At 57.6% G+C, this 21,004-nt stretch carries 16 protein-coding genes; 8 read left to right on the top strand and 8 right to left on the bottom strand.

Going from position 1 to position 21,004, the window contains the following annotated elements; all coding sequences use genetic code 11:
* The first annotated feature begins 73 nt into the window (after positions 1–73).
* A complete protein-coding gene (locus HB393_RS06820; RefSeq protein WP_255550864.1) occupies positions 74–379 on the top strand; it encodes a helix-turn-helix transcriptional regulator in 306 nt (101 codons plus the stop codon).
* The gene (locus tag HB393_RS06815; protein ID WP_213804399.1) at positions 376–1,902 is read left to right on the top strand and encodes a hypothetical protein; all 1,527 of its coding nucleotides are present in this window, start codon (positions 376–378) and stop codon (positions 1,900–1,902) included. The genes HB393_RS06820 and HB393_RS06815 overlap by 4 nt, the downstream gene beginning before the upstream one ends.
* A 37-nt stretch (positions 1,903–1,939) precedes the next feature.
* Here HB393_RS06815 and HB393_RS06810 read toward each other — a convergent pair whose 3' ends face one another.
* Positions 1,940–3,301: a hypothetical protein gene (locus HB393_RS06810; RefSeq protein WP_255550863.1), complete on the bottom strand. Its 1,362-nt coding sequence runs from the start codon at positions 3,299–3,301 to the stop codon at positions 1,940–1,942.
* Positions 3,302–3,536: 235 nt separating this feature from the next.
* Between HB393_RS06810 and HB393_RS06805 the strand changes: the two genes are divergently transcribed.
* The 4 genes from HB393_RS06805 to HB393_RS06790 all read left to right on the top strand — a co-directional run bounded on the left by HB393_RS06805 (position 3,537) and on the right by HB393_RS06790 (position 10,979).
* Positions 3,537–6,989: a TonB-dependent receptor gene (locus HB393_RS06805; RefSeq protein ID WP_213804398.1), complete on the top strand. Its 3,453-nt coding sequence runs from the start codon at positions 3,537–3,539 to the stop codon at positions 6,987–6,989.
* A gap of 267 nt (positions 6,990–7,256) precedes the next feature.
* Positions 7,257–8,726, top strand: coding sequence for a GH1 family beta-glucosidase (locus tag HB393_RS06800; RefSeq protein ID WP_213804397.1), 1,470 nt, complete (start codon positions 7,257–7,259; stop codon positions 8,724–8,726).
* A gap of 142 nt (positions 8,727–8,868) precedes the next feature.
* On the top strand, positions 8,869–9,573 hold the full coding sequence (pyrH, locus tag HB393_RS06795; protein WP_213804396.1) for a UMP kinase: 705 nt from the start codon (positions 8,869–8,871) through the stop codon (positions 9,571–9,573).
* 203 nt (positions 9,574–9,776) lie between these two features.
* Positions 9,777–10,979, top strand: a complete 1,203-nt coding sequence (locus tag HB393_RS06790; RefSeq protein WP_213804395.1) for an acyltransferase — start codon at positions 9,777–9,779, stop codon at positions 10,977–10,979.
* Positions 10,980–11,169: 190 nt separating this feature from the next.
* Here the strand turns inward: HB393_RS06790 and HB393_RS06785 are convergent, their stop codons facing one another.
* The 6 genes from HB393_RS06785 to HB393_RS06760 form a co-directional block, all read right to left on the bottom strand.
* Positions 11,170–12,372, bottom strand: coding sequence for a beta-propeller fold lactonase family protein (locus HB393_RS06785; RefSeq protein ID WP_213804394.1), 1,203 nt, complete (start codon positions 12,370–12,372; stop codon positions 11,170–11,172).
* A 73-nt stretch (positions 12,373–12,445) separates the two neighbouring features.
* Complete coding sequence (locus tag HB393_RS06780) at positions 12,446–13,642, bottom strand: beta-propeller fold lactonase family protein (RefSeq protein ID WP_213804393.1); 1,197 nt, start codon at positions 13,640–13,642, stop codon at positions 12,446–12,448.
* 127 nt (positions 13,643–13,769) lie between these two features.
* Positions 13,770–14,978, bottom strand: a complete 1,209-nt coding sequence (locus HB393_RS06775; RefSeq protein ID WP_213804392.1) for a beta-propeller fold lactonase family protein — start codon at positions 14,976–14,978, stop codon at positions 13,770–13,772.
* A 248-nt stretch (positions 14,979–15,226) separates the two neighbouring features.
* Positions 15,227–17,401, bottom strand: a complete 2,175-nt coding sequence (locus HB393_RS06770; RefSeq protein WP_345945061.1) for a M13 family metallopeptidase — start codon at positions 17,399–17,401, stop codon at positions 15,227–15,229.
* Positions 17,402–17,437: 36 nt separating this feature from the next.
* Positions 17,438–18,523 carry an MlaD family protein gene (locus HB393_RS06765; RefSeq protein WP_213804391.1) on the bottom strand — a complete coding sequence of 362 codons (1,086 nt, stop codon included), beginning with the start codon at positions 18,521–18,523 and terminating at the stop codon, positions 17,438–17,440.
* A gap of 230 nt (positions 18,524–18,753) precedes the next feature.
* On the bottom strand, positions 18,754–19,131 hold the full coding sequence (locus tag HB393_RS06760) for a holo-ACP synthase (protein ID WP_213804390.1): 378 nt from the start codon (positions 19,129–19,131) through the stop codon (positions 18,754–18,756).
* Positions 19,132–19,279: 148 nt separating this feature from the next.
* On the opposite strand from HB393_RS06760, the gene HB393_RS06755 reads away from it, so the two are divergent.
* Positions 19,280–19,645 carry a hypothetical protein gene (locus tag HB393_RS06755; RefSeq protein ID WP_213804528.1) on the top strand — a complete coding sequence of 122 codons (366 nt, stop codon included), beginning with the start codon at positions 19,280–19,282 and terminating at the stop codon, positions 19,643–19,645.
* A 6-nt stretch (positions 19,646–19,651) separates the two neighbouring features.
* Here the strand turns inward: HB393_RS06755 and HB393_RS06750 are convergent, their stop codons facing one another.
* On the bottom strand, positions 19,652–20,260 hold the full coding sequence (locus tag HB393_RS06750) for a hypothetical protein (protein WP_213804389.1): 609 nt from the start codon (positions 20,258–20,260) through the stop codon (positions 19,652–19,654).
* Between the two features lie 37 nt (positions 20,261–20,297).
* Here HB393_RS06750 and HB393_RS06745 point away from each other — a divergent pair, with 37 nt between their 5' ends.
* The gene (locus HB393_RS06745) at positions 20,298–21,002 is read left to right on the top strand and encodes an ABC transporter ATP-binding protein (RefSeq protein ID WP_213804388.1); all 705 of its coding nucleotides are present in this window, start codon (positions 20,298–20,300) and stop codon (positions 21,000–21,002) included.
* The last annotated feature ends 2 nt before the right edge of the window (positions 21,003–21,004 follow it).

Genomic DNA, 21,004 nt, shown 5'->3' with positions numbered 1-21,004 from the left:
CCTATGTAGCATTCGTAATAGGATCTAGTCAAGTAGTGTGCTACATAGGTATAGTTCTTCCATGACAGTCGAGATGAAACTCTCGCATACCGCGGCCATGATTCTCCAGGCGGTTAACGCCGGGTATGTCTATGGCTTCAGCGTGATGGAGATGACCGGCCTGCCGAGTGGAACGGTGTATCCGGCCATGCGGCGTCTGGAGCGGGACGAGCTGATCCGATCCAGTTGGGAGCAGCAGTCGATTGCCGATGCCGAGCAGAGGCCTCCGCGGAAGTACTACAAGCTCACTAAGGCGGGGAAGGCGACGCTTGAGGCGTCAAGGAAGCGTTATCCGCTCCTGGCGAAGTTGATCTCATCCGAAGAGGTAAAGCCAGCATGAGCCTCCGTCCAGCTCTCTTCTTCCAAGGCTCGCATCTGGCATTGCTGCGTTGCGCCTCGCTGTTGGTGCCGCGCAGGCAACGCGAGGAGTGGTGGAAGGAATGGCAGTCGGAGGTTTGGCATGTGAGGCAAGCACGAACACCGGAGCACGGAGTCTGGTGGAGTGTCTCGTGGCAGGGAGAGCAGGAGGTTGCTGCGTTCTGTCTGGGGGCGTTTCAGGATGCGCTCTGTCTGCGGCAGCAGCATCGGCCAAAGGCGGTGCCGCTCGCGACGACGATGGGATCGGCGATGCAGTGTGTGCTCTTCCTCATCGGTCTCATCGCAGTAAGCTACGGACTCGGCCTGTTGCTGCCCGGCGTGCAGAGGGAGCTGCAAAGCTCGCCGTATCGGGATACCAAAAACCTGATGCTGATCCAGGACGCACAGAATACGGACGATGCGATTCCGTCCATCAGTACAGAGCAATTTGGAGCATGGAAGAGTCAGCGACAAAAACTGTTCGATGGATTTGCGTTTTATCGGGTGGAGCGGGAGGCTGTATCTTGGCCCTCGCATCTGCCAATGACCCTGACGGTAGCGCACGGTAGCTCGAACCTGTTCGACCTGTTAGGTCTGGATGCCCGGTTCGCTAACCCGGAGGACAGATCGCGTGGGCTACTGCAGATCATCTTGAGCGATGAGGTTTGGAAGAATAGGTTTGGTCAAGATCCGCATATCGCCGGAGCCGTAGTCCGGGACGGCCTCCGCGAGGCGATGGTCATTGGAGTGGCCCCGAGCGGCGTATGGAGACTACCGGGCAAGGTGGATGCCTGGGTCCTCGAGCCAGAGACGGAGGCTCCGCCGGTTGGGCTGGGATTTGTAGTAGCGCATCTAAAGCCCTCGGCTGAGCACGATCGTTGGGGGGAACGATGGCGTATGTCCTCCCTGACGCCCCACAGTGGAGCGCAAGACTTCTTGTGTGTTTCGCTGGCAGAGCGGACGCACCGGTCGTGGGGCATATTCCTGTTCACAATTTTTCTGGCTTGCCTGTCACTCCCGGCGACGACCTCTCTGCCGCTGGGCGAGTACCGAGTGCATTCGCACCGACTTCCATGGTCCACGCGGCTGCGGCGATGGGCCTTCCTTGGCTGCAAGCTTGCTCTGTTACTTCCTGTGGTCTATTTTGTGTCACTGGATCTGGCGTACCTCCGCGTCACGTTTAGTCCGGTCTCGTCCGACTACATTCAGATGGTGGTGTCGTTCTCCATCTGCCTCTTCGGATTGCGCTGGATGCTCCGGGATCAGAGGCAGCGATGCCCCGTCTGCCTGGGGAAGCTCACCCATCCGGCACGCGTTGGAGAGCCCTCGAGAAACTTTCTTGGGTGGAACGGGATGGAGTTGATCTGCGTCGGAGGGCACGGCCTGCTGCATGTGCCGGAGATCCAGACAAGCTGGTTCGGTACACAACGTTGGCTGTATCTGGATCCGTCGTGGGATGTCTTGTTTACCGAATCGGGACTAGCCTCTGTCGTCGACTATGGTTGAGGCAACGGTATCTTACAACTCGTGTGAGGTTTCGCAGCTACCAGACCGCTACCGCCAGAATCTTCGGCGAGCCGGCGATACCGTTTACCACGTCGGTGCTGAGGACTGCCTCGAAGTCACGGTTTCGGAATCCCGCGCCTACTCTGCGCCGAAGCTCTTCCACTCGGTGAGGATCGACCAGGAACTCTCCCGCCGCGGCGGTGCCGCTCATACCGATGCCGGCCACGATCACCTCAAGTTCGCCTGTCTGTTCGTTGTGGACACGAGCGATCAGTGCGAAGTCGTGATTGACCGCAGCGTATTGGGTCTTCAGATCGAGCGCCCAGTCTCTCTTTTGGGGGTTTTCTGTATCGGAGATCCAATACTCCTCCGCGTCACTGCCGACGAAGTGAAAGCGAAGTGGAGCAAGCGCCCGCATCGTCCACTGGTTGTCGAGGCCGCCGATCAATACGGCTGGCCCCTGCCTTAGATCGTCGAGGGTAGTTAAAACGTTGAGCCGGAGACGGTATTCGTTCTGATGCACTGCCATCAGATCCGCGATCTTGAGCGTTGCGAGCATGTCCGAGAAGACCACATTTTCTCCGAGAGATTCATGGTCGAGAAAAGTTGGCACGCGACGGGCAGGGGCTGGAGCTGTCGAATCGGTGGTGTTGGCCAATCCATTTTGAAATCTTCCGGGATTTGCTCCGTTCTGGTCGCCGGCTCCGGCAGGTAGGCACATCAGAATCGTTCGATGGGAAGACAAAAGCGGCTCCCAAAGTTCATCCAGTGCGGATGGATGAAGCCATCGCCAGCCAAAGCTCACAATCAGCAGCAGAACCAATGGGACAGCCAAGAGCGCCCATCTTCGGCGCCCCGACAACCAACTTGCCGTGGGTAAGGGCGTTGGTTCGATGGGAAGCGGCATCGCGAGGAGGGGAGTATCGACTTCGGCCGCGCTGATGGTCTCCATAGAGCGACGGTCTGACCCAAACTCTCTACGCGGGCGAAACTCTGGCTCGTACCGGCCCGACGGCAGCTCGATGCGCATCTCCGAGTCGTGGGCCTCTTCGTGATAGTACTGTGCGATCCGTTTTCGTATCTCCGCGATTGTCACCCGGACGATGGGATCGGCGGCGGTGTCATAGTCTGCTGGTCGATCGAAGACCCGGATGCCAAGCAACCTCTCTTTTAGGAACTCCCCGCGGCCTTCCAGGGTCTCCTCGACGATGAAGCGCAAGAGCGCAGGATAACGCCGGCTGTTCTTGAAGTGACTCGTGTCCAGCAGACGTTGCATCTGCCTTCGGACGCTATCCTTTTCTTCCTCTGTGGACGGCGTCCATGGGACGGTCTCATCAATCACGCTACGCATATCTGGCCCCTCGTTCAGCGCCGACCAGAATAGGTCATACGGGCTCATAAGACAACCTCTTTACTGCCGCTTTACCTCCTCTACCAAGTTCCGGATTCCATTGGCTTATCCGTCTTTACCTCTAGGTGAGATACCAGAAAGACCCTGCACACTTTCTCCTTTGAGTGCCTATGATCCGTGCCGAACGTGCAAGAGCCGTTTCCGGTGTTGCGAATCCCTCCCCTGGAGACTCGTCGACATGTAACCGAATCAGCAGCTTTAACTAAAAATGGGGAATAAAACCATGATTGAAAAAATGCAGCATCAGCAAGTTCGCACAGGCCAGTGTGAGCACCACATCAGAAACGGGCGAGCGCTGCTCGCATTCTTCATCTTCATCTTCGCGGCGGTGCTCTCAGGACGTGCACAGCTCACCACCGCTGATATCGTCGGAACAGTGACCGACGGTAGCGGTGCCGTAATCGCCGGAGCGCAGGTCCAACTACAGAATACGGAGACCCACGACCAGCGCGTCGCCGTCACCAACTCCAGCGGAGATTACCAGTTCACACAGCTTCACAGCGGGCACTATGTTTTGTCGGTGAAGTTCAGTGGTTTCAAGACCTCCACGACATCCGACCTGGCAGTAGAGTCGGGCGACCGCGCCCGGGCCGATGTTCAGATGCAGACCGGCGGACAGACAGAGACGGTCACGGTAGAGGCTCAGACACCGTTGCTCCAGGCAGATAATGCCACGGTGAGCTCCACAGTTACCGCTAAAGCCGTTCAGGATCTTCCCTTGAATGGACGCAACTTCGTCCAGCTCGTCCAGCTTGTTCCGGGAGCCAATGAAGGACCAGGCAACGGTCTAACCAGCGGCGGCCGTCCCGACGATCGCCGCTCAACCAGCGGATTCTCGGTAAACGGCCAGGACGATACACTCAATAACTACGTCATCGACGGCCTCGACAACAACGAGCGCATCATCGGAACAATTGGGGTAAAGCCCTCCGTTGAAGGAATTCAGGAGATTTCGGTCCAGACAAACAGCTATGCAGCCGAGGCGGGACGAACCGCCGGCGGTGTGGTGAACCTTGTCACGAAGTCCGGTACGAACACGTTCCACGGCACCGCATACGAGTTCTTCCGTAACGACATCTTCGATGCTCGCAACGTCTACCAGACGACTGGCCGGAAACCGGAGCTGCGCCAAAATCAGTACGGCGGTAGCATCGGTGGCCCGATCTTCAAAAATCGTACTTTTTTCTTTGGCGACTACGAAGGTTACCGGCAGGTCAGCGGCACAACCTATCGCAGCACCGTTCCGACGATCGACGAATATAACAACATCAATAGTATCGGTACTGGCTCTCCCGCAGCCTTGGTAGCCGCGGGCAATGGCACTGCAGGTTATGCCATCGACCCCATCGCGCTCGCCTACCTGAAGCTCTTTCCGGCTCCGAACGCCCCAGGTCTCGCTAATAACTTTGTCATCAGCCCCAACAGAACGCAATACAGCAATCTCTTCGATGTCCGGGTAGATCACAGGTTCAACGATCGCAATCTCTTCTTTGCACGCTACTCCTACAACAAGGTAGACACGAACACCCCGTCGGCCCTTGGGATCGCGCCGAACGGTCTGGATATTAGTGGCGGCAGATACATCTTCGCCGGCCCTGCGACCGACAGCGGTCAGCAATATGCATTCAATTACACGCATATCTTCAATCAGAACCTTCTGGTCGATCTGAAGGCTGCGTTTACGCGCGTCAACAACTTATCGCTGCCGCTCAATTACGGTAAAAATCCGGATACGACCCTTGGCTTCGGGTCGAATATGAACTTCAATGCACTCTCCTCATTTCTTACGCCAATCCAATTTGGTCCCTTTAGCGATATCGGCGACGGTGCCTACGTTCCTTTGCAGGATATCGACAATACCTTCCAATATCTCGGCACAGTAAGTTACACAATCGGTAACCATAACATCAAAGCTGGCGCGAGCTTCATTCGCCGCCAGTCTCGTAACGTGCAGAGCTCCTTCGCAGCTGGTCAGTATACCTTCGGTCTGTCCAGCGACAACGACGCTGATAAGAAAAAGACGCAGGATAACAATCTTGCCTCGAGTCTAGTGGGAGCCTTCTCCGCGGCGAGCCGCAACTACGATCTGTTTCCGCCAGACTATAGAACGTATGAGCCGAGTGGGTTCGCGCAAGATAGCTGGAAGGCCACGAGAAGACTGACGTTGCTCTTCGGCGTACGCTATGACGTCTTTACGCCCTTCACAGAGGCGCACAATCGAATCTCGAACTTCGACTTCAACCAGGCGACTGGCTTGAATTCGTCAACGATAGCTTCGGCTTTGAAGGTTGCAGGCGCGAACGGCGTATCTTCAACCGCTGGGATCAAGACTGACTATTCGAACGTTGCTCCACGCCTGGGATTCGCAGCCTCACTGACGCCTACGATCGTCCTCCGTGGCGGCTATGGCCTAAGCTTCTTCCCCGGTAACTACACCTCTAACGCCAACCTGAAGAATGCTCCATTTGTCTCCGTATACTCGCCCAACTGCCAGTCGAGCATCGCGTACCAAATTCAAACCTCGCCGGCTACACAGAACAAGCCCAGCACCGTCAATCCCGATTGCGCCACGATACCTGGAGCTGCCACCGCGTTCTCGCAGGGGCTACCGCTTCCAGCAGCTCAAACCATCAATAGCAATGCTCTCTCGTTCGTAGCTGAAAATCCCAACTTCCGGTCCGCTTTGATTCAACAGTTCAATCTGCAAGTGGAGCAACAGTTCGGGGCTAATGTTTTGACCATCGGCTATGTCGGAAACATCGGTCAACATCTTCCGGAGGAGATCAACGATATCAACGTTCCCACGCCGGCAGCGGTCTTCGCTGGGCTGAATGCAGTGACACCGACCACTGCCCCTCGTCCACTCAGCGCCGGTCTTAGCAACCTCGGCCAGGTATCCTGGTTAAACAGCGGGGGTATATCCAATTACAACGGATTGCAGACCTCCTTCCAGCGTCGCTTTACCAAGGGGCTGGCCTTCGATGCTAACTACACATGGGCCAAGGCAATGAGCGACGTCACTGGTTTCTCTGAAGAGGGGCAGCAGGGTTGGAGCAATGCTGATCCTACCCGTATCCGGCAGACCGAGTATGGCATCGCTGAAAACAACATCGGTAGCCGCTTTGCGCTTTCATTGAACTATGAACTTCAGTACGGAAAGAACTTTACCGGTGTCAAAGGATTCGCTCTGGCTGGATGGCAGGCAAATACCATCGCGGTCTGGCAGGGCGGCAAACCTTTCACGATCATTAACAGCAGCAATGCTGGAGGCTTCAGCAATCGTGCAAGTCCGATCTTCAATGGAGGCTCCGATCGGCCAAACCAGATTCACGGTACGTCACTCAGCCATAAGACGAACGATGAGTTCTTTGATATCACCGCCTTCGCGCCCCAGACCTTGGGAACGGTTGGCAGTACTCATCGGAACTCGCTTACCGGTCCTCACTTCCGTCATATCGACCTGTCTCTCTTCAAGACGTTCCCCATTACGGAACGCTTCAGGGTACAGTTCCGGGCAGAGGCATTCGATCTCTCGAATACGCCGAACTTCTACATCAACAACAACGGTGGTAACAGCAGCACACAACTAGGCAACTCTGCCTTCGGAACGGTTGCACAGACCGATCCGAATTACGTCCCACGTCAACTGCAGTTTGCTCTCAAGCTGCAGTTCTAACCCAATGACATCCAATGTGCCGGAGCGAATGCAGAGATCCAACTCGCATCGGCACATTGGGTACATTGCCCGTCGTTGATAGTGCTTTGATTTACAACTCGAATAAACATCATCCTGCGCTCGAAGCTCCTTGCGCCTCTGCAATCCGTTCTTGCCCCGCTACAATTAATTAGTCGCGCTCACCGCTCCCGTGACAGAGAGCAAGCTTCGTCTTGCTCCCTTGAAACCCCCACCTGCTTCCATAGGCCTGCAGAATAAGGAATCTCCATGTCGACTAAGTTTTCGAGGCGAACTCTCGTCCGTGCGCTCGGCGCCTCTTCCGCGGCACTTTACCTTCCTGGAATCGCCAATGCAGCCCCGGAGATTGAGCAAGGGACAGCCTCATCGCAGCAAGCAGGCCGCGAGTTTCCGAAGGGCTTCCTCTGGGGCTCCGCGACTGCCTCCTATCAGGTAGAAGGCGCAGTTCACGAGGGAGGAAGAGGGACCTCGATCTGGGACACCTTCTCCCACACTGCAGGCAAGACCTACAACGGCGATACCGGCGATGTTGCCGACGACTACTTCCATCGCTACAAGCAGGATATCCAGCTCATGAAGGACCTCGGCCTGAAGACCTGCCGGTTCTCCATTGCATGGTCACGCATCTTCCCCAACGGCACGGGAGCGCCCAACCTCGTGGGCCTGGATTTCTACAACCGGATGATCGATCAGCTCCTCGCCGCCGGAGTTCAGCCCTTCTGCACGCTCTATCACTGGGATCTGCCGCAGACCCTTCAGGACAAGGGTGGCTGGGAGAACCGTGACACCGTCAAGGCTTTCGCCGACTATGCCGGCTACACCGCTGGGAAGATCTCCGACCGTGTGCGCCACTTCATGACGATGAACGAGATGCGGACCTTCGTCGAGCTCGGCTATCGTGACGGAGTTCACGCACCTGGCCTCAAGCTCGATGCAAAGCGTGTCGCGCAACTCTCCCATCACGTCGTACTCGCTCATGGCATGGCCGTACAGGCCATCCGTCACCAGGCTCGGCCCGGAACAAAGGTGGGCATCGCCGACAACCTGACAGCCGCGACACCCGTCTTCGAGTCGACAGAACACATAGCGGCGGCTCGCAAAGCTATGCGAGAAGAGAACGCCATGTTCCTGACCGTCGTCCAGGAGGGCCGCTACACGGACCTCTACCTCAAGCGATTGGGCGGAGACGCTCCAAAGTTTACCGCGGAGGAGATGAACATCATCCGCAGCCCAATGGACTTCACCGGCATCAACATCTACCAGCCCGCCTACGTCCGTGCCGACAGCTCTGAGCAGGGCTACACGATCGTTCCATCGCCTGAGTCCTATCCCCACATGTTCAGCCCATGGTTGAAGGTCGGTCCGGAAGGACTGTACTGGGCGCCAAAGCTCGTAGCCGAACTTTGGAAGGTAAAGGAGATCTATATCACTGAGAATGGTGCATCTTCCAGCGACAAGATCATGCCCGACGGCCATATCTACGATACGGATCGGGTGATGTTCCTGCGGAACTACCTCACCCAGCTACAGCGCGCAGTCGCCGAGGGCGTTCCGGTCAAAGGCTACTTTCTCTGGAGTCTCCTGGATAACTTTGAATGGGCCGACGGCTACGACAAGAGATTCGGTATCATCTACGTCGACTTCGCGACCCAGAAACGAACCCCCAAACTCAGCGCGGACTTTTACAAACAGGTCATCCGTCAAAACGCAGTCGTCTAAAGAACCCTATAAATAGGGATATTGTGACGAAGAGAGGAGACCATCGCCAGCACCATATCCGGTCATAAAAGTGGGGCCATTCGTCTACGTGAAATCCTCTCAACACGAACCTTCGCCACCCCATGCGATACTTAAACCTGACATGTACAAAAGAGTCCTCCTCAAGCTCTCCGGAGAAGCCCTGGCCGCAGGCCGCGGTTTCGGTATCGATGCCATCTTCATCCACAAAGTAGCCGCTGAAATTGCCGCTGTTCACGCGCTCGGCTGCGAGATCGGCATCGTCGTTGGAGGAGGAAACTTCTTCCGTGGCGTCGCCCAGCAGGCCATCGACATGGATCGTGTCGCCGCGGACCACATGGGGATGCTCTCCACGGTCATTAACGCCATCGCGCTTCAGGACGCCATCGAAAAGCTGGGCCTCTTCTGCCGCGTGATGTCCGCCATCGAGATGCATGAGGTCGCCGAGCCTTACATCCGCCGCCGCGCCATGCGCCATCTTGAAAAGGGCCGCATCGTCATCTTCGCCGCTGGTACTGGAAACCCCTACTTCTCCACCGATACTGCGGCAAGCCTGCGCGCCATGGAGATTAAGGCTGACATCCTCCTCAAGGCGACGTCCGTCGACGGTATCTACACTGCCGACCCCAAGACAGATCCCACCGCGACCAAGCTCCCCACGATCACCTACTCCGATATCCAGCGCCTCAATCTTCGCGTTATGGACCAGACCGCCGTCTCCCTGTGTAAAGACAACAACATGCCGATGATGGTCTTCAGCATGCGTGAAGAGGGAAATATCGTTCGCGTGGTCAGCGGAGAGCAGCTAGGCTCACTCGTAACTGCGTAAGCCCGGCCTCAAACTAGCCCGTCCATCGACGAGGAGAATTTGCTCTTTAAGGCACTCGGGATAATCTTCCGGGAGCTTATCTAAGCGAAAAGTGCTCCAGCGTCGCCATCGGACACATAAAACCCGTCCAAAGAGTGTCTGACTAATTACCAAGAGCTTTGCATCCAATTGAGGGGCAGGGCTAATCCACCTGGGACTCCTTGATGACAGCAGGCATTTTGGTACAGGAACCGCAACATCTTCGCTCAGAACAACCGCACCCTTCGGTCCCTGCGTCTGCCAGGAAGCCTTCGCTCCCCGCTCTCACGGGAATCCGAACCCTTCTCGCTATCTTCATCATTCTGTTCCACTTTACCCCGCCTCATCTAGGCGTCCTCTATCCCATCATCGATAGCGCCTACGTCTTCGTCGGCTTCTTCTTTCTACTCTCCGGCTTCATCCTCACCTACAACTACTCCGACCGCGCCCTTACCCTCAGCAAGCGCGAGTTCTGGCTGGCCCGTTTCTCCCGTCTCTACCCCATCTACCTCCTCGTCCTGCTCATCTCTGTCCACATGCTGAGGGACGAGTGGGCCTCGCGCTCCCACGCTGAGTTCTGGCGCGGCGTCCTCCTCACCCCCTTCCTCCTCCAGGGGTGGAGCCCCAACCTCGCCACCTTCGGCAACACTGTCGCCTGGACCCTCTCCTGCGAGGTGATGTTCTACTTCGCCTTCCCCTTTCTCCTGTACGCCTGGGCCACCAGGATGCACTGGCTCAACACGCGCACGCGCCTCATCGCGCTGTTCTTCGTGCTTTGGGTCTTCGGGATTCTGCCCCACATCTTCTATATCCTCCTCAACCCTGACCACCTCGCCGCCCCGGCCGACCGCTATAGCTCTACCCATCTTCTGCGGTTCCTCAAATACACCCCGCCGCCGTACGTCTGTACCTTCCTCGCTGGAGTCACCCTGGCGAAGCTCCACCCGTTGCTTCCGTTTAATCCCCGCCAACGCCTCGGCGTCGCGATCCTGGCTCTGACGCTGCTCGGCCTCTTCTTCTATACGGGAGCCGTGAAGCACGTACCCTACCTCATGATGCACGGCGGCTTACTCGTGCCTCTCTTTAGCCTCCTCACCCTGGGACTAGCCGGACCGAACCTCATCTCCTCGATCTTTTCCGCTCGTCCCCTCGTGCTTCTGGGGGAAGCTACCTTCGCCCTTTACCTCCTCCACTTCAACGTCTTCATCCTCATCCATGCCTATCACCTGCCAGAGCGTCTCCATCTCGCCGCCTGGGATCCCTGGCTCTCCTACGTAGCGCTCCTGATACTGGCTTACGCCGCCTTTCGTTTGGTGGAGAACCCCTCCCGCAAAGCGATCATCCGCCGCTTCTCCCGCAAACCTAAACCGGCTGTCACGCCCGTATAGGCTTGGGCTTGCGGTGAATGCAATCACTCTCATCCAGGCTCGAAGAGAAGTATCGCGCTCCCTCTGTCCATCGATAATCACCTACTAGCTCATCTCCACTGGGAGCGCGGATCTTCCATCGGCTTAGGTATGGCAAGCAGCAAAAAGCCCCGCGAGAGCGGGGCTTTTTAGCAATCATCCATCCCGATATCTAGGGTTGAACGATCTGAGTAGCATGCGATCCATTCGGGGCCGAGGCAACACAGGTCGGAGTACCCGAGCCCGGGAAGGGGCTGTTCTGAATCGTGGTCAATCCGCCATTGTGCGGATCAAGCTTCAATCCCGAGACCGTTCCGTCCAGTTGGTTGGATACGAAGAGGTAAATACCAAGTGCAGGCTCGATAGTCAGGCACGTCGGGCCAAACTTCACTGGGACCGCAGTAGAACCGTTTGAGTTAGCCGGTGTGCCAGTCGCCTGGTCGATCGCGTAGGCGCCCACCGTGCCAGCATTGAAATTTGAGACGTACAGGAACTTCCCGCGTGGGTCGATCGTGATCCCCAGAGGAAAGAGTCCCGTCGGGAAAGGTCCGTTCACCATGGAGAGCAACGAACCATCAGCCTGGACGACCTTGCCGTAGAGTTGGTTGGTTGCCTGGTCGGTGATATAGACAAACCGTGAAGTCGGATCCTCCGCGATCGCGCTTGGCGTCGTACCGACCGCATACCCCGTCGCCACCGTCTTACCGGCAACCGTTGTAATCACAGTGCCGGATAGGGGAGTCAGTGCGCCGCTGGTGGCATTCTCTGCGAAGCCCAGAACCACGGCATTCGGCGAGACCTCTTGGTCGACTACATAGACGAAATTGCTTAAGTTGCTGGCCGTTATAGCGACTGGCTTGTTGCCCACGTTGACATTGGAGGGAGTTCCCAAAGAGTTATCCGCATTGATTGGGAAGATCGAGATTCCACCGGGCCCTGGCGTAGCTGCCGAAAAGCCTGTCTGGTAGGTGTATGTCACATAGAGGAACTTGCCGCTATGGTCGATAGCCGCTGCAGTCGGAAGCGAGCCTGTTGTCTTATAGGTGTTCTTGGAGACGGCCGTTCCATCACCCTGGACGGCAAACTCCTGCACGCTCGAGTCGCCTTGGTTCACGACATACAAGAACAGCCCGTTCGGCGAGGTAACAATGCTGATCGGAGTGGTTCCGGTGGGGACTGGGCTTCCGATCCGCACCAGCGACCCTTGCTGGAAATCAATCGCATAGGCCGTGAGTGCGCCGGCTGCACCTTGGTTCGAGCCCGTCATGTAAAGGTAAGCAACCGTGTAATCCCGCGCGCAGGCAGAGAGGCCCAGCAGCGTTGCCAAAGTCATCATTGAAGCCAGGGTTCCGCGGCTTAGTCTAGTGAATTTCATCTGGTTCCTTCATCCCGGCGGCTTTCGCCGACCGAATAACAAATAGTCTTAAGTCGCATCCGAATGTTGCCGCTTAGTGCGGGAAAGACGGAACGCTAACAACGCAGGTCGGCAGTGCGCTTCCGCCGAAGGGAGTGCCCTGAATCTGTTTCAAGCTGCCGTCTACTGTACTCACCTGCTCACCAGTCACGTTGCTGGTAAGGTTATTCGATGCGTACAGATAAAGCGCATGACTTGGGTCCTGGCTGCTCGGTGCGCCAATTGTCGTGACGCAGTTCGTTCCGGTACCAGACTGGACGCTTCCAGCGACCGTCGAACGGATCGGCTCGCCGTTCGTTCCAAAGGTGTATCCGCTGATGGTGCCAGCCGTGACGTTCGCAATGTACATAAACTTGCCGCTGGCTTCGATGGTCAGCCCAGCGGGCCCTGCGTCTGTCGTGGCGATGCCGTTCGATATCTGCGTGGGAACTCCGTTAGCCGCGATGGAGTAACCAACCACCCGGTTCCCTAGCTGGTCCGTAACATAGAGATGCTTCAGCGATGCGTCTTCCAGTATGCCAGCGGGCGTTGCCCCTATCTGGAATCCGGTTGAAGTAGTATTGCCGGGATTGATCGTCACGCCCGGCAGCGGCGTCAGAGAACCCGTCGTCGAATTAACCGAGTAGCCAAGCAGGTTCAGTGTCGTAGCCGGGTCTTGATCGATCACGTAGACAAACTGACCGCTGGCTACGATTCCCATCGGGTTCAGGCCCGTATTTGCGGACTGCGTTAGCGGAGTCCCCAGCGAGTTGTCGGCAGCGATAGGGAATACGGCAATCCCGCCCGCTCCTGGCAGCGCTGTCGTAAACCCCGACTGAAAAGTGAACGTCACATACAGGAACTTACCTGCAGGGTCGATCGCTGCGGCTGTTGGAAAGCTTCCCGTCGTGTTGTAGGTCTTCTGCGGGTAAAGTTTGCCGTCTGTTCCGATTGCGAACCACACCACGGTAGAGTCGTCGTGATTGACTACGTAAATATGCTTGCTGTTCGGCGCGGCTACCACGGTAACGGGGTTCCTACCGCCAGTAGGGATAGGAGAATCCTCAAGCGGGGTTAGATCGCCCGATTGGTAGTCCACCTTGTAACCGTTTATCAGGCCAGGATCGGCCTTGGCCGTTGTCATGTAGACATAGGCCACGGTATAGGTGCGGCTGCAAGCCGTAAGCCCCAGTCCAATCGCAACAGACAAACTTGCGGCCATTGCTCCGCGGCCAATCCTATTCAAAGCCATGTACTTCTTTGCTCCGGGGCAAATCGTTTCCGCCCGCCATATCTTGTGCTGCTGTAGAAAAATATTCCGTCGGGGCAGGGCCCTGATAGTGAGACCCTGCCATCCTCAATTTCGTCATCTAGTCGTCTTAGTTGACGCTGCCACTTATAACAAGGCACGTAGGCTGGCCCGTCGACGGGAAGGAAGATCCTCGCCTCAGATCCGAAAGCTGGCCCGTGTTCTGGTTGATGATCTTGCCAGTCACCGTGTTGGAGACGTTATTCGACGTATACACGTACTGGAACGTCGGATCCTCCACCATGCACATCGGCCCCGCGCCGATGGGGTACGGATTGTTCGAGTCCGCAATCGGCTGCAGCTTGCCGTTCGTCTGGTCGATCGTGAACGCCGAGATCGTGCTGCTGGCGTTCATCGTGTTCGTCGTCGACTGGTTCAAGACATAAAGGTAACGGTTGCGAAGGTCAGTAAACGAGTACGACGGGTTGGACGTAAGCGGCAGATTCGGTACCGATCCGCCGGTCAGCGTCTGCAGAGAGCAGTTGGTGCCGACCGTATAAGGAAGGATGAAGCCGCCCGAACTGTCAGGAGTTGCACCCGCATCCGTCAGGTAGACATAGGTCGAGCCCGCGTTGATCGAGGTCAGCCTCGTCGCCTGCGTCGTGATCGTGGAGTTGGTCGTCGTCGTAAGCTGTCCCGTGCTGCTGTTGGTGCCGTATGCGAAGACAGTGTTGTCTCCCGAATCCACCGTGAACAGGCAGGCACCGGTCATCCGCGTCATGATGGGCTTCGAACCCACTGGGAAGTACGTGAGCTGTGTGCCATCCGGGTTCTTAAAGGAATTGTTCGGCACCAGGGAAAGCCGTCCGGTGTCGGCAGCGATCGAGAATACCGTGATATCCCCGTTCACGCCGTCCGGCGAGAGCTGGTCCAGGACATACAGGAAGTTGCCGGAAGTGTCCATGGCAGCCCACACCGGGGTCTTTCCCTGTGTGGTAAAAGTTCCTTGGAACGTCAGGACGCCGTCGCCGCCCACGCTGAACTCAGCGACATTGCCAGCCGAGGTGCCCGCGCCCTTGTTCACGACGTAGACGTAGCGCCCACCTGTACGAACCACGATGGAAACCGGATTTGTCCCGCCTGAAGAAAAGGGGGTCCCGACGATGTTCGTCAGATTGCCCGTGAAGTTATCGATTTTAAAGCCACTGATCTGGTTAAATTGTGTGCCAAGGGCCCACATAAAACCGACCGTGCCACCACCACACGACGTCATGCCCAGACCCATCGCTACGGATACTACGAAGGCCATTGAGATCCGGCCGATCTTGCTCAACTTCATGCGTTTCCTTAATCCTCGCCAGCGGTTATCTCTAACCACTTTGATTGCGAGCAACTCTGTGGGGTACGAATCCTGTCGTTATTGTAGAAGCTACGACGACTTTGTGCCACTTTGCAGACAACCCGGAGCCATCTTCTTGCCTCCAGCCGTCCCCGAGGCTCCCTCGGACGATATCAAGTCCAGTCACCGGATGGCAGCAAAACGGGCCCGGTGGAAGACCCGGGTCCGCTCTACTTTTGTGCCTGCTCTTACCAGACTCGGCAGCTATTTGCCGGCATCATCGGCTGGCCTACCTTGCAGCCAAACGCCTTGCCGAATTCATCGAAGTTCTGTACAGAGCCGTTCACCCGCCACTGTCCGCTCGAGTGCGGATCGGTCTTCGCCCGTATCCGCGCAGTCTGTTCCCGCGTGTTTTCGCACCACACCTGGCCAAAGCCGATGAAGTATCGCTGCGCGGGAGTGAAATCGTCGATCGGAGCCGTCGCGGACGCACCCTCCTTCGCCAGCACGTTCATCAACGCCGCATAGGCGATATGCAGGCCGCCGTTATCCGCCGTATTCTCTCCCAGCGTCAGCTTGCCGTTCAGTTTCTGCCCGGGAGCCACCTCGAACCCGCTGTACTCCTCGACTTCACAGTTCGTCCGCTTGTCGAACTCCTTGCGGTCCTCGGGAGTCCACCACGACCGCACATTTCCGGTTGCATCGAACTGACTGCCCTGGTCGTCGAAGCCGTGCGTCATCTCATGGCCGATCACAACTCCGATTCCGCCGAAGTTCACCGCCGGATCCATCTTGAAGTCGTAGAAGGGAGGCTGCAGGATTCCAGCAGGGAAGTTGATGTCGTTCATCGAAGGGTTGTAGTACGCATTCACCGTGGGCGGCGTCATCCCCCACTCCTTCTCATCCACCGGCTTGCCGATCTTGTCCAGATCGCGCCGATCGTCGAACGCATCGACCCGCTGCAGATTTCCGACATAATCGTCCCGCTTTATCACCAGCTTCGAGTAGTCCCGCCACTTCTCCGGATACCCAACCTTGTCGCGGAAGGCGTCCAGCTTCTTCTTCGCCTCCAGCTTGGTGGCGTCGCTCATCCAGTCGAGATGCTTGATGTCTTCGTCCAGCGCGGCCTCCAGGGCCTTCACCAGCTTCTCCATATTGTCCTTGGCCGCCGGAGGAAAGTTCTTCGCCACCCAATCCTGTCCTACGGCCTCGCCTAGAGCCCGGTCAGTCCCCATCGTGCATCGCTTCCAACGCGGCGTCATCTCCTTCTGCCCAGCCATCGTGGCGGAGAAGAAGTTGAAGTTCTCCTTCACAAAAGGTTCACTCAGGTTCGCCGCGCGCTGGTGCAGCGTATGCCAGCGAAGATAGCTCTTCAGCGTCGCCAGATCTGCTGATCCAACCTCCTGGTTCATCGCCTTGAAGAACCCAGGAGTCGCTACATTGATGGTCTTCAGCCCGCTCTCCTTCTTTCCGGCGAGATAAACCCGCCAGTTGAACTCCGGCGTCATGGTCTGCAACTCATCGATCGTCATCACATGGTAGACATTCGCTGGCGTCCGCCGGTCGACCCGCGCGAGTGACCCTTCGGCGAGCGCCGTCTCCACCGTCATCACATTCTTCGCCTCGACGGCCGCGGCATCCGGCGTATCCCCCAGCAGGACGAACATCTTCGTCAAATGCTCCAGATACTGCGTGCGCAGCGTCTTCGAGCGTTCGTCGTCGTTCAGGTAGTAGTCCCGGTCCGGCAGGCTCAGTCCTCCCTGGTCGAGGTCCCCGATCTGCTTCGTCGAGTCCTTCTGATCCTGATCCGACCCGAACCTTAGAAAGAGGTTCGTCGAATACTTCTCCTCCATCGAGACTACCAGCGCTGCCAGCGTCTTCTTGTCGTTCCAGGCTGCAATCGCCTTCAGCGCAGGATCGATCGGCTTGGTCCCCAGCTTGTTCGCCAGATCTTCATTCATGCACGCGGCAAAGTAGTTGCCATACTGCGTCTGCAAGGGCGTCTTTGGCGCGTCTGCCGCGGCCTTCAGGTCGGCGTACAGCAGGTAGTTGTTCCGCTCCGCCAGCGCGTTGAACTGGCCCCATCGCACCTGGTCGTCGGGAATCGGATTGTTCTTCTTCCAGTTGCCGCACACATAGGCGTAAAAGTCCGTACAAGGATCGACAGTCTTGTCGATCGCCGAGAGATCGAAGCTCACCGGCTTCTTCGGTTCAGCCTTCGGAGCGCTGGCCGTTGCGGGTGAGGATGGCGTCTGTCCCACGGCAAGGCCAGTGGAGACGACAACAAGGGTGGCGAGTGACTTCAAAAGCATAGACTTCCTTTCGCGTTGGGGCTCAGTTTCGCGGACGTAGAACTTATAGACGGAGCGGTACGCAACAATACCAAACCCCTCTTCCACGTCAAAGCAGAAACGCCGAGCCATGATGGCTCGGCGTCTCCGTTTTGAACTTTCGAATGCTTAGAAGATCTTGAGGTGGATCGTCAGGTACTTCTTCGGGTCTTGTCGAATCGTCGTAACCAACGTCGTGCTCTCGGTTAGCAGCTTGTTCAGGTTGGTGTACACCGCTTCGTCCTGAGTCAGCTTGCCCAGCGTTCCCTTGCCCTCGTTCACGCCTGAGATCAATGTATTCACCTGCGTCAGCGTATTGCTCAGATCCTGGCGAAACTTCGGATCCTTGGTCAACAGGCCGAGACCGCCCTTACCCGCGTCCGCATCCGCCAGCAGGGAATTCGCGTGCGCCAGCGTCGAGTTCAGGTTCTTGTACATCGAGTCGTCCTTCAGCAGCATTCCCGCCGTACCCTTGCCCTTATCCAGAGAGGCGGCGATGTTCTGCAGCTTGCCGGCTGTATCGTTCAGCCGGTTGTACAGCGTATCGTCGGTCATCAGCTTGCCGATGGAGCCGCGGCCGTTGTTCAGATTCTTCTCCAGCTTCAGGAGTTCGTCGACTGTTGCATTGGCCTTGTTGTACAGATCGGGGTTGTTGATCAGCATCCCGATCGATCCCTTGCCCGACTGAAGATTGTCGACGACCACGTTCATCTTCGCCAAAATTACATTCAGGCTCTCGATCGTGCCCTGGCTGGCCTTCACCACGTCCGTAAGGCTGGGAGTCTCCAGAGTCTTCAGTTCGTCGCCGTCCTGCAACAGCGGCCCTGCGGCAAACTGGCTGTTCACGTCGACCACCGTGTCGCCCAGCACTCCCACTGTGGTCAGCGCAGCCTTCGAATCCTTCTTCAGGCTCGAAGAGAACTTCTCGTTCAGCTTCATCACAACCTTCACCGGAGTCAGCTTGCGCGCCGGATCGGTCACCACCGTCACCGTCTTCACCGTTCCGATCGTGACGCCCTGCAGGTTGACCGCGGCGCCCTCTTTCAGGCCAGCGGAGTTCTCAAAGTACGTTGTAATCGTCAGCTTGTGCGACAGAATTCCCATACCTGACGCACTCGTCATCAGGAACAGCAACGTCGTCAGGATTACCGCCGCTACGAGTACGATTACCCCAACCTTTAGCTGCGACCAACGGACTTCCTGCTGACTCGGCATAACACTCCCTCAAAGACTGGTCCCGCACACCCACCAAACCAAACCGATCCGGGAGCGTTCACTCAACAGATAGCAAAAGAATACCTTACCGCTCTCTGCGATGGACTCAAACAAACTGCGCGGAAGATCGGAAGAGATTTTGCCACCGATTCCCGTTCTACGTTTTATAAAGCTTTATGTCATATATGGATGCCGAAATTGAGTCCAAGGTTTCAATCTATAGTCCCCGGTTAGCTCTCCACCACCACAACCGCCATCGCCACGGACCGGCTATGCGTCAGGCTTAACTCTGTTCTCACTATACCCATCATCCTCGCCCTCTCCGCCGCCCTTCCGCTCCAATGCAGCGTGGGCTTCTCTCCCGGCTGCCGTCGCACCTCGATCTCCTTCCAGTTCACTCCCCTACTGATTCCCGTTCCCAGCGCCTTGGCTCCGGCCTCTTTCGCCGCAAACCGCGCCGCAAAGCTCTCCGCGGAGGCTTTCTTTCGCATACAGAACTCGATCTCCCCCGGAGTAAACACCCGCTCCAGAAATCGATTCCCATACCGCTCGATGCTCTCCTGGATCCGTTCGATCTCCATCAGATCCGTTCCCAACCCAATCACCATGCCGCACCTCCACCCCATGGTATCCCCATCCTGAACCGGCTCCAGTTTACCTATTAGTCAACGTGACTACGGTTTTCATTCCTCCTCATTCTCTGAGCCTCATGCTCCGATGAACACCAGGAAGGGAAGTACGAACCAATTGCCGACTATGCAGCCACTCGCCATTCAAAGCTTCAGTTACGACGAGCGCGCCTCCGTCCTGCCCCTCCTCAATGAGACCTTTGCGGACTGCGGCGGCTGGATCCTGGACCGCAGGATCATCTCTCCTGCCACCCTGGAGTTCCACGTCGAGATCCAGCTTCGCTCCATCCTCGATCTCTACGCGGCGATCCTCTCAGCCGGCGTCGAACTCACTCGCTCCGCCCACATCGCGCTCACTTACCTCTGTACCTGTCGGCAGCACATGTCCACTCCCGCGGACCTCGGCCAGATCGTCCTCCTCCGCATCGAGGTCAGTTTTCTGGAGGACGTCACGCTCCACTCCTTCCTCAACTCCAACCCTCCACCCTCCTGATTCCCCTCACCGGCCCAGCATCACCACCGTCGGACGATGCCAGGGAGCGTCCGCATCGCCGATCACCAGAGCCCCCGGCTGCCATCGCCCACGCGTGAGCTGCAGCCGTAACTCCGTCGCATCCGCCGGCACCTTGAACATGGGCTCGCTGATCATCTCCTGCCCGGCCGCCACCTGCCGGTTCAACGGATTTCCGCTGACTCCGCTTGACTCTGCCCATCTCCTGCCCTGCCCGTCCAGCAGATAAGCCCGAATCCGCCTCTCGCGTTCGGAGGTCTTCCGCGACGTATTTCTCACCCGAACGGTCACCCGCACCAGACGGCTCCCGTCTTTTACCGCGTTCTTCCCCACAAACTGCGGCACCTCCTCCGCCCCGGTCACCGCAAAACACATCACTCCGAAGCACTGACTCTGCCCCAACGCCACCACCCGCTGTGGCTGCGCGATCGAGACTCCCACCACGACCGTCAGGTATACCACCCAGACTGCCACCAGCCACATCAGGCCCTTCCGAACCCTCTCCCGCTCCTGCCGCGCCAGAGAAATCACCACTCCAGCCAGCCCGATTCCTGTCCAGCCGGCCAGCCCGCCCAGCAAAAGCTCTCGCACGTTCATCGCATCCCCTTTGAATCAAGATAGACTTTATCTAGACATGCCACCGATCATCATCGCCCAGAACCTAGGCAAGACCTACCGCTCCGGCAAGCTCGAAGTCCCCGCCCTTCGCAACGTCAGCTTCTCCGTCGAGCCCGGCGAGTTCGTCGCCATCGTCGGACCCTCGGGCTCGGGAAAGTCCACCCTCTTCCATATCCTAGGCGGCCTTACTCCGGCCACCTCGGGCTCCGTCACCATCGACGGCACCGACTTCTCCAGCCTCTCCGACGCCGACCGTACCAAGATGCGTCGCGCCCGCATCGGCTTCATCTTCCAGCGCTTCAATCTGCTTCCCACGCTCTCGGCGATGGGGAACATCGAGATCGCCCACGACATCGCCAACCTCGGCGCCTCCCCCAAACGCCCCCTGGACAAGACCCTGCTCGATCACCTCACCGCGCTCCTCGGCATCGGCGGCCGTCTCGATCACCGTCCCAACGAGCTCTCCGGCGGCGAACAGCAGCGTGTCGCCATCGCCCGCGCCCTCATCACGCACCCTTCCATCGTCCTCGCCGACGAGCCCACCGGCAACCTCGACACCAAGAACTCCGACGCTGTTCTGGCTATGCTCCGCACCTCCAGCCGCGAGCTGAACCAGACCGTCCTCATGATCACCCACAACCCAGAGGCCGCGCAGATCGCCGACCGCATCCTCCACATGCGCGACGGCGAGATCACCAGCATCGAGACCGTCAAACGTTAATC

Source organism: Granulicella sp. dw_53 (assembly GCF_018449545.1).
In the GTDB taxonomy this organism is placed as follows: Bacteria; Acidobacteriota; Terriglobia; order Terriglobales; family Acidobacteriaceae; genus Edaphobacter.
Note: the sequence above shows the minus strand (reverse complement) of the source record. Positions and strands in the feature narration are given on the sequence as shown.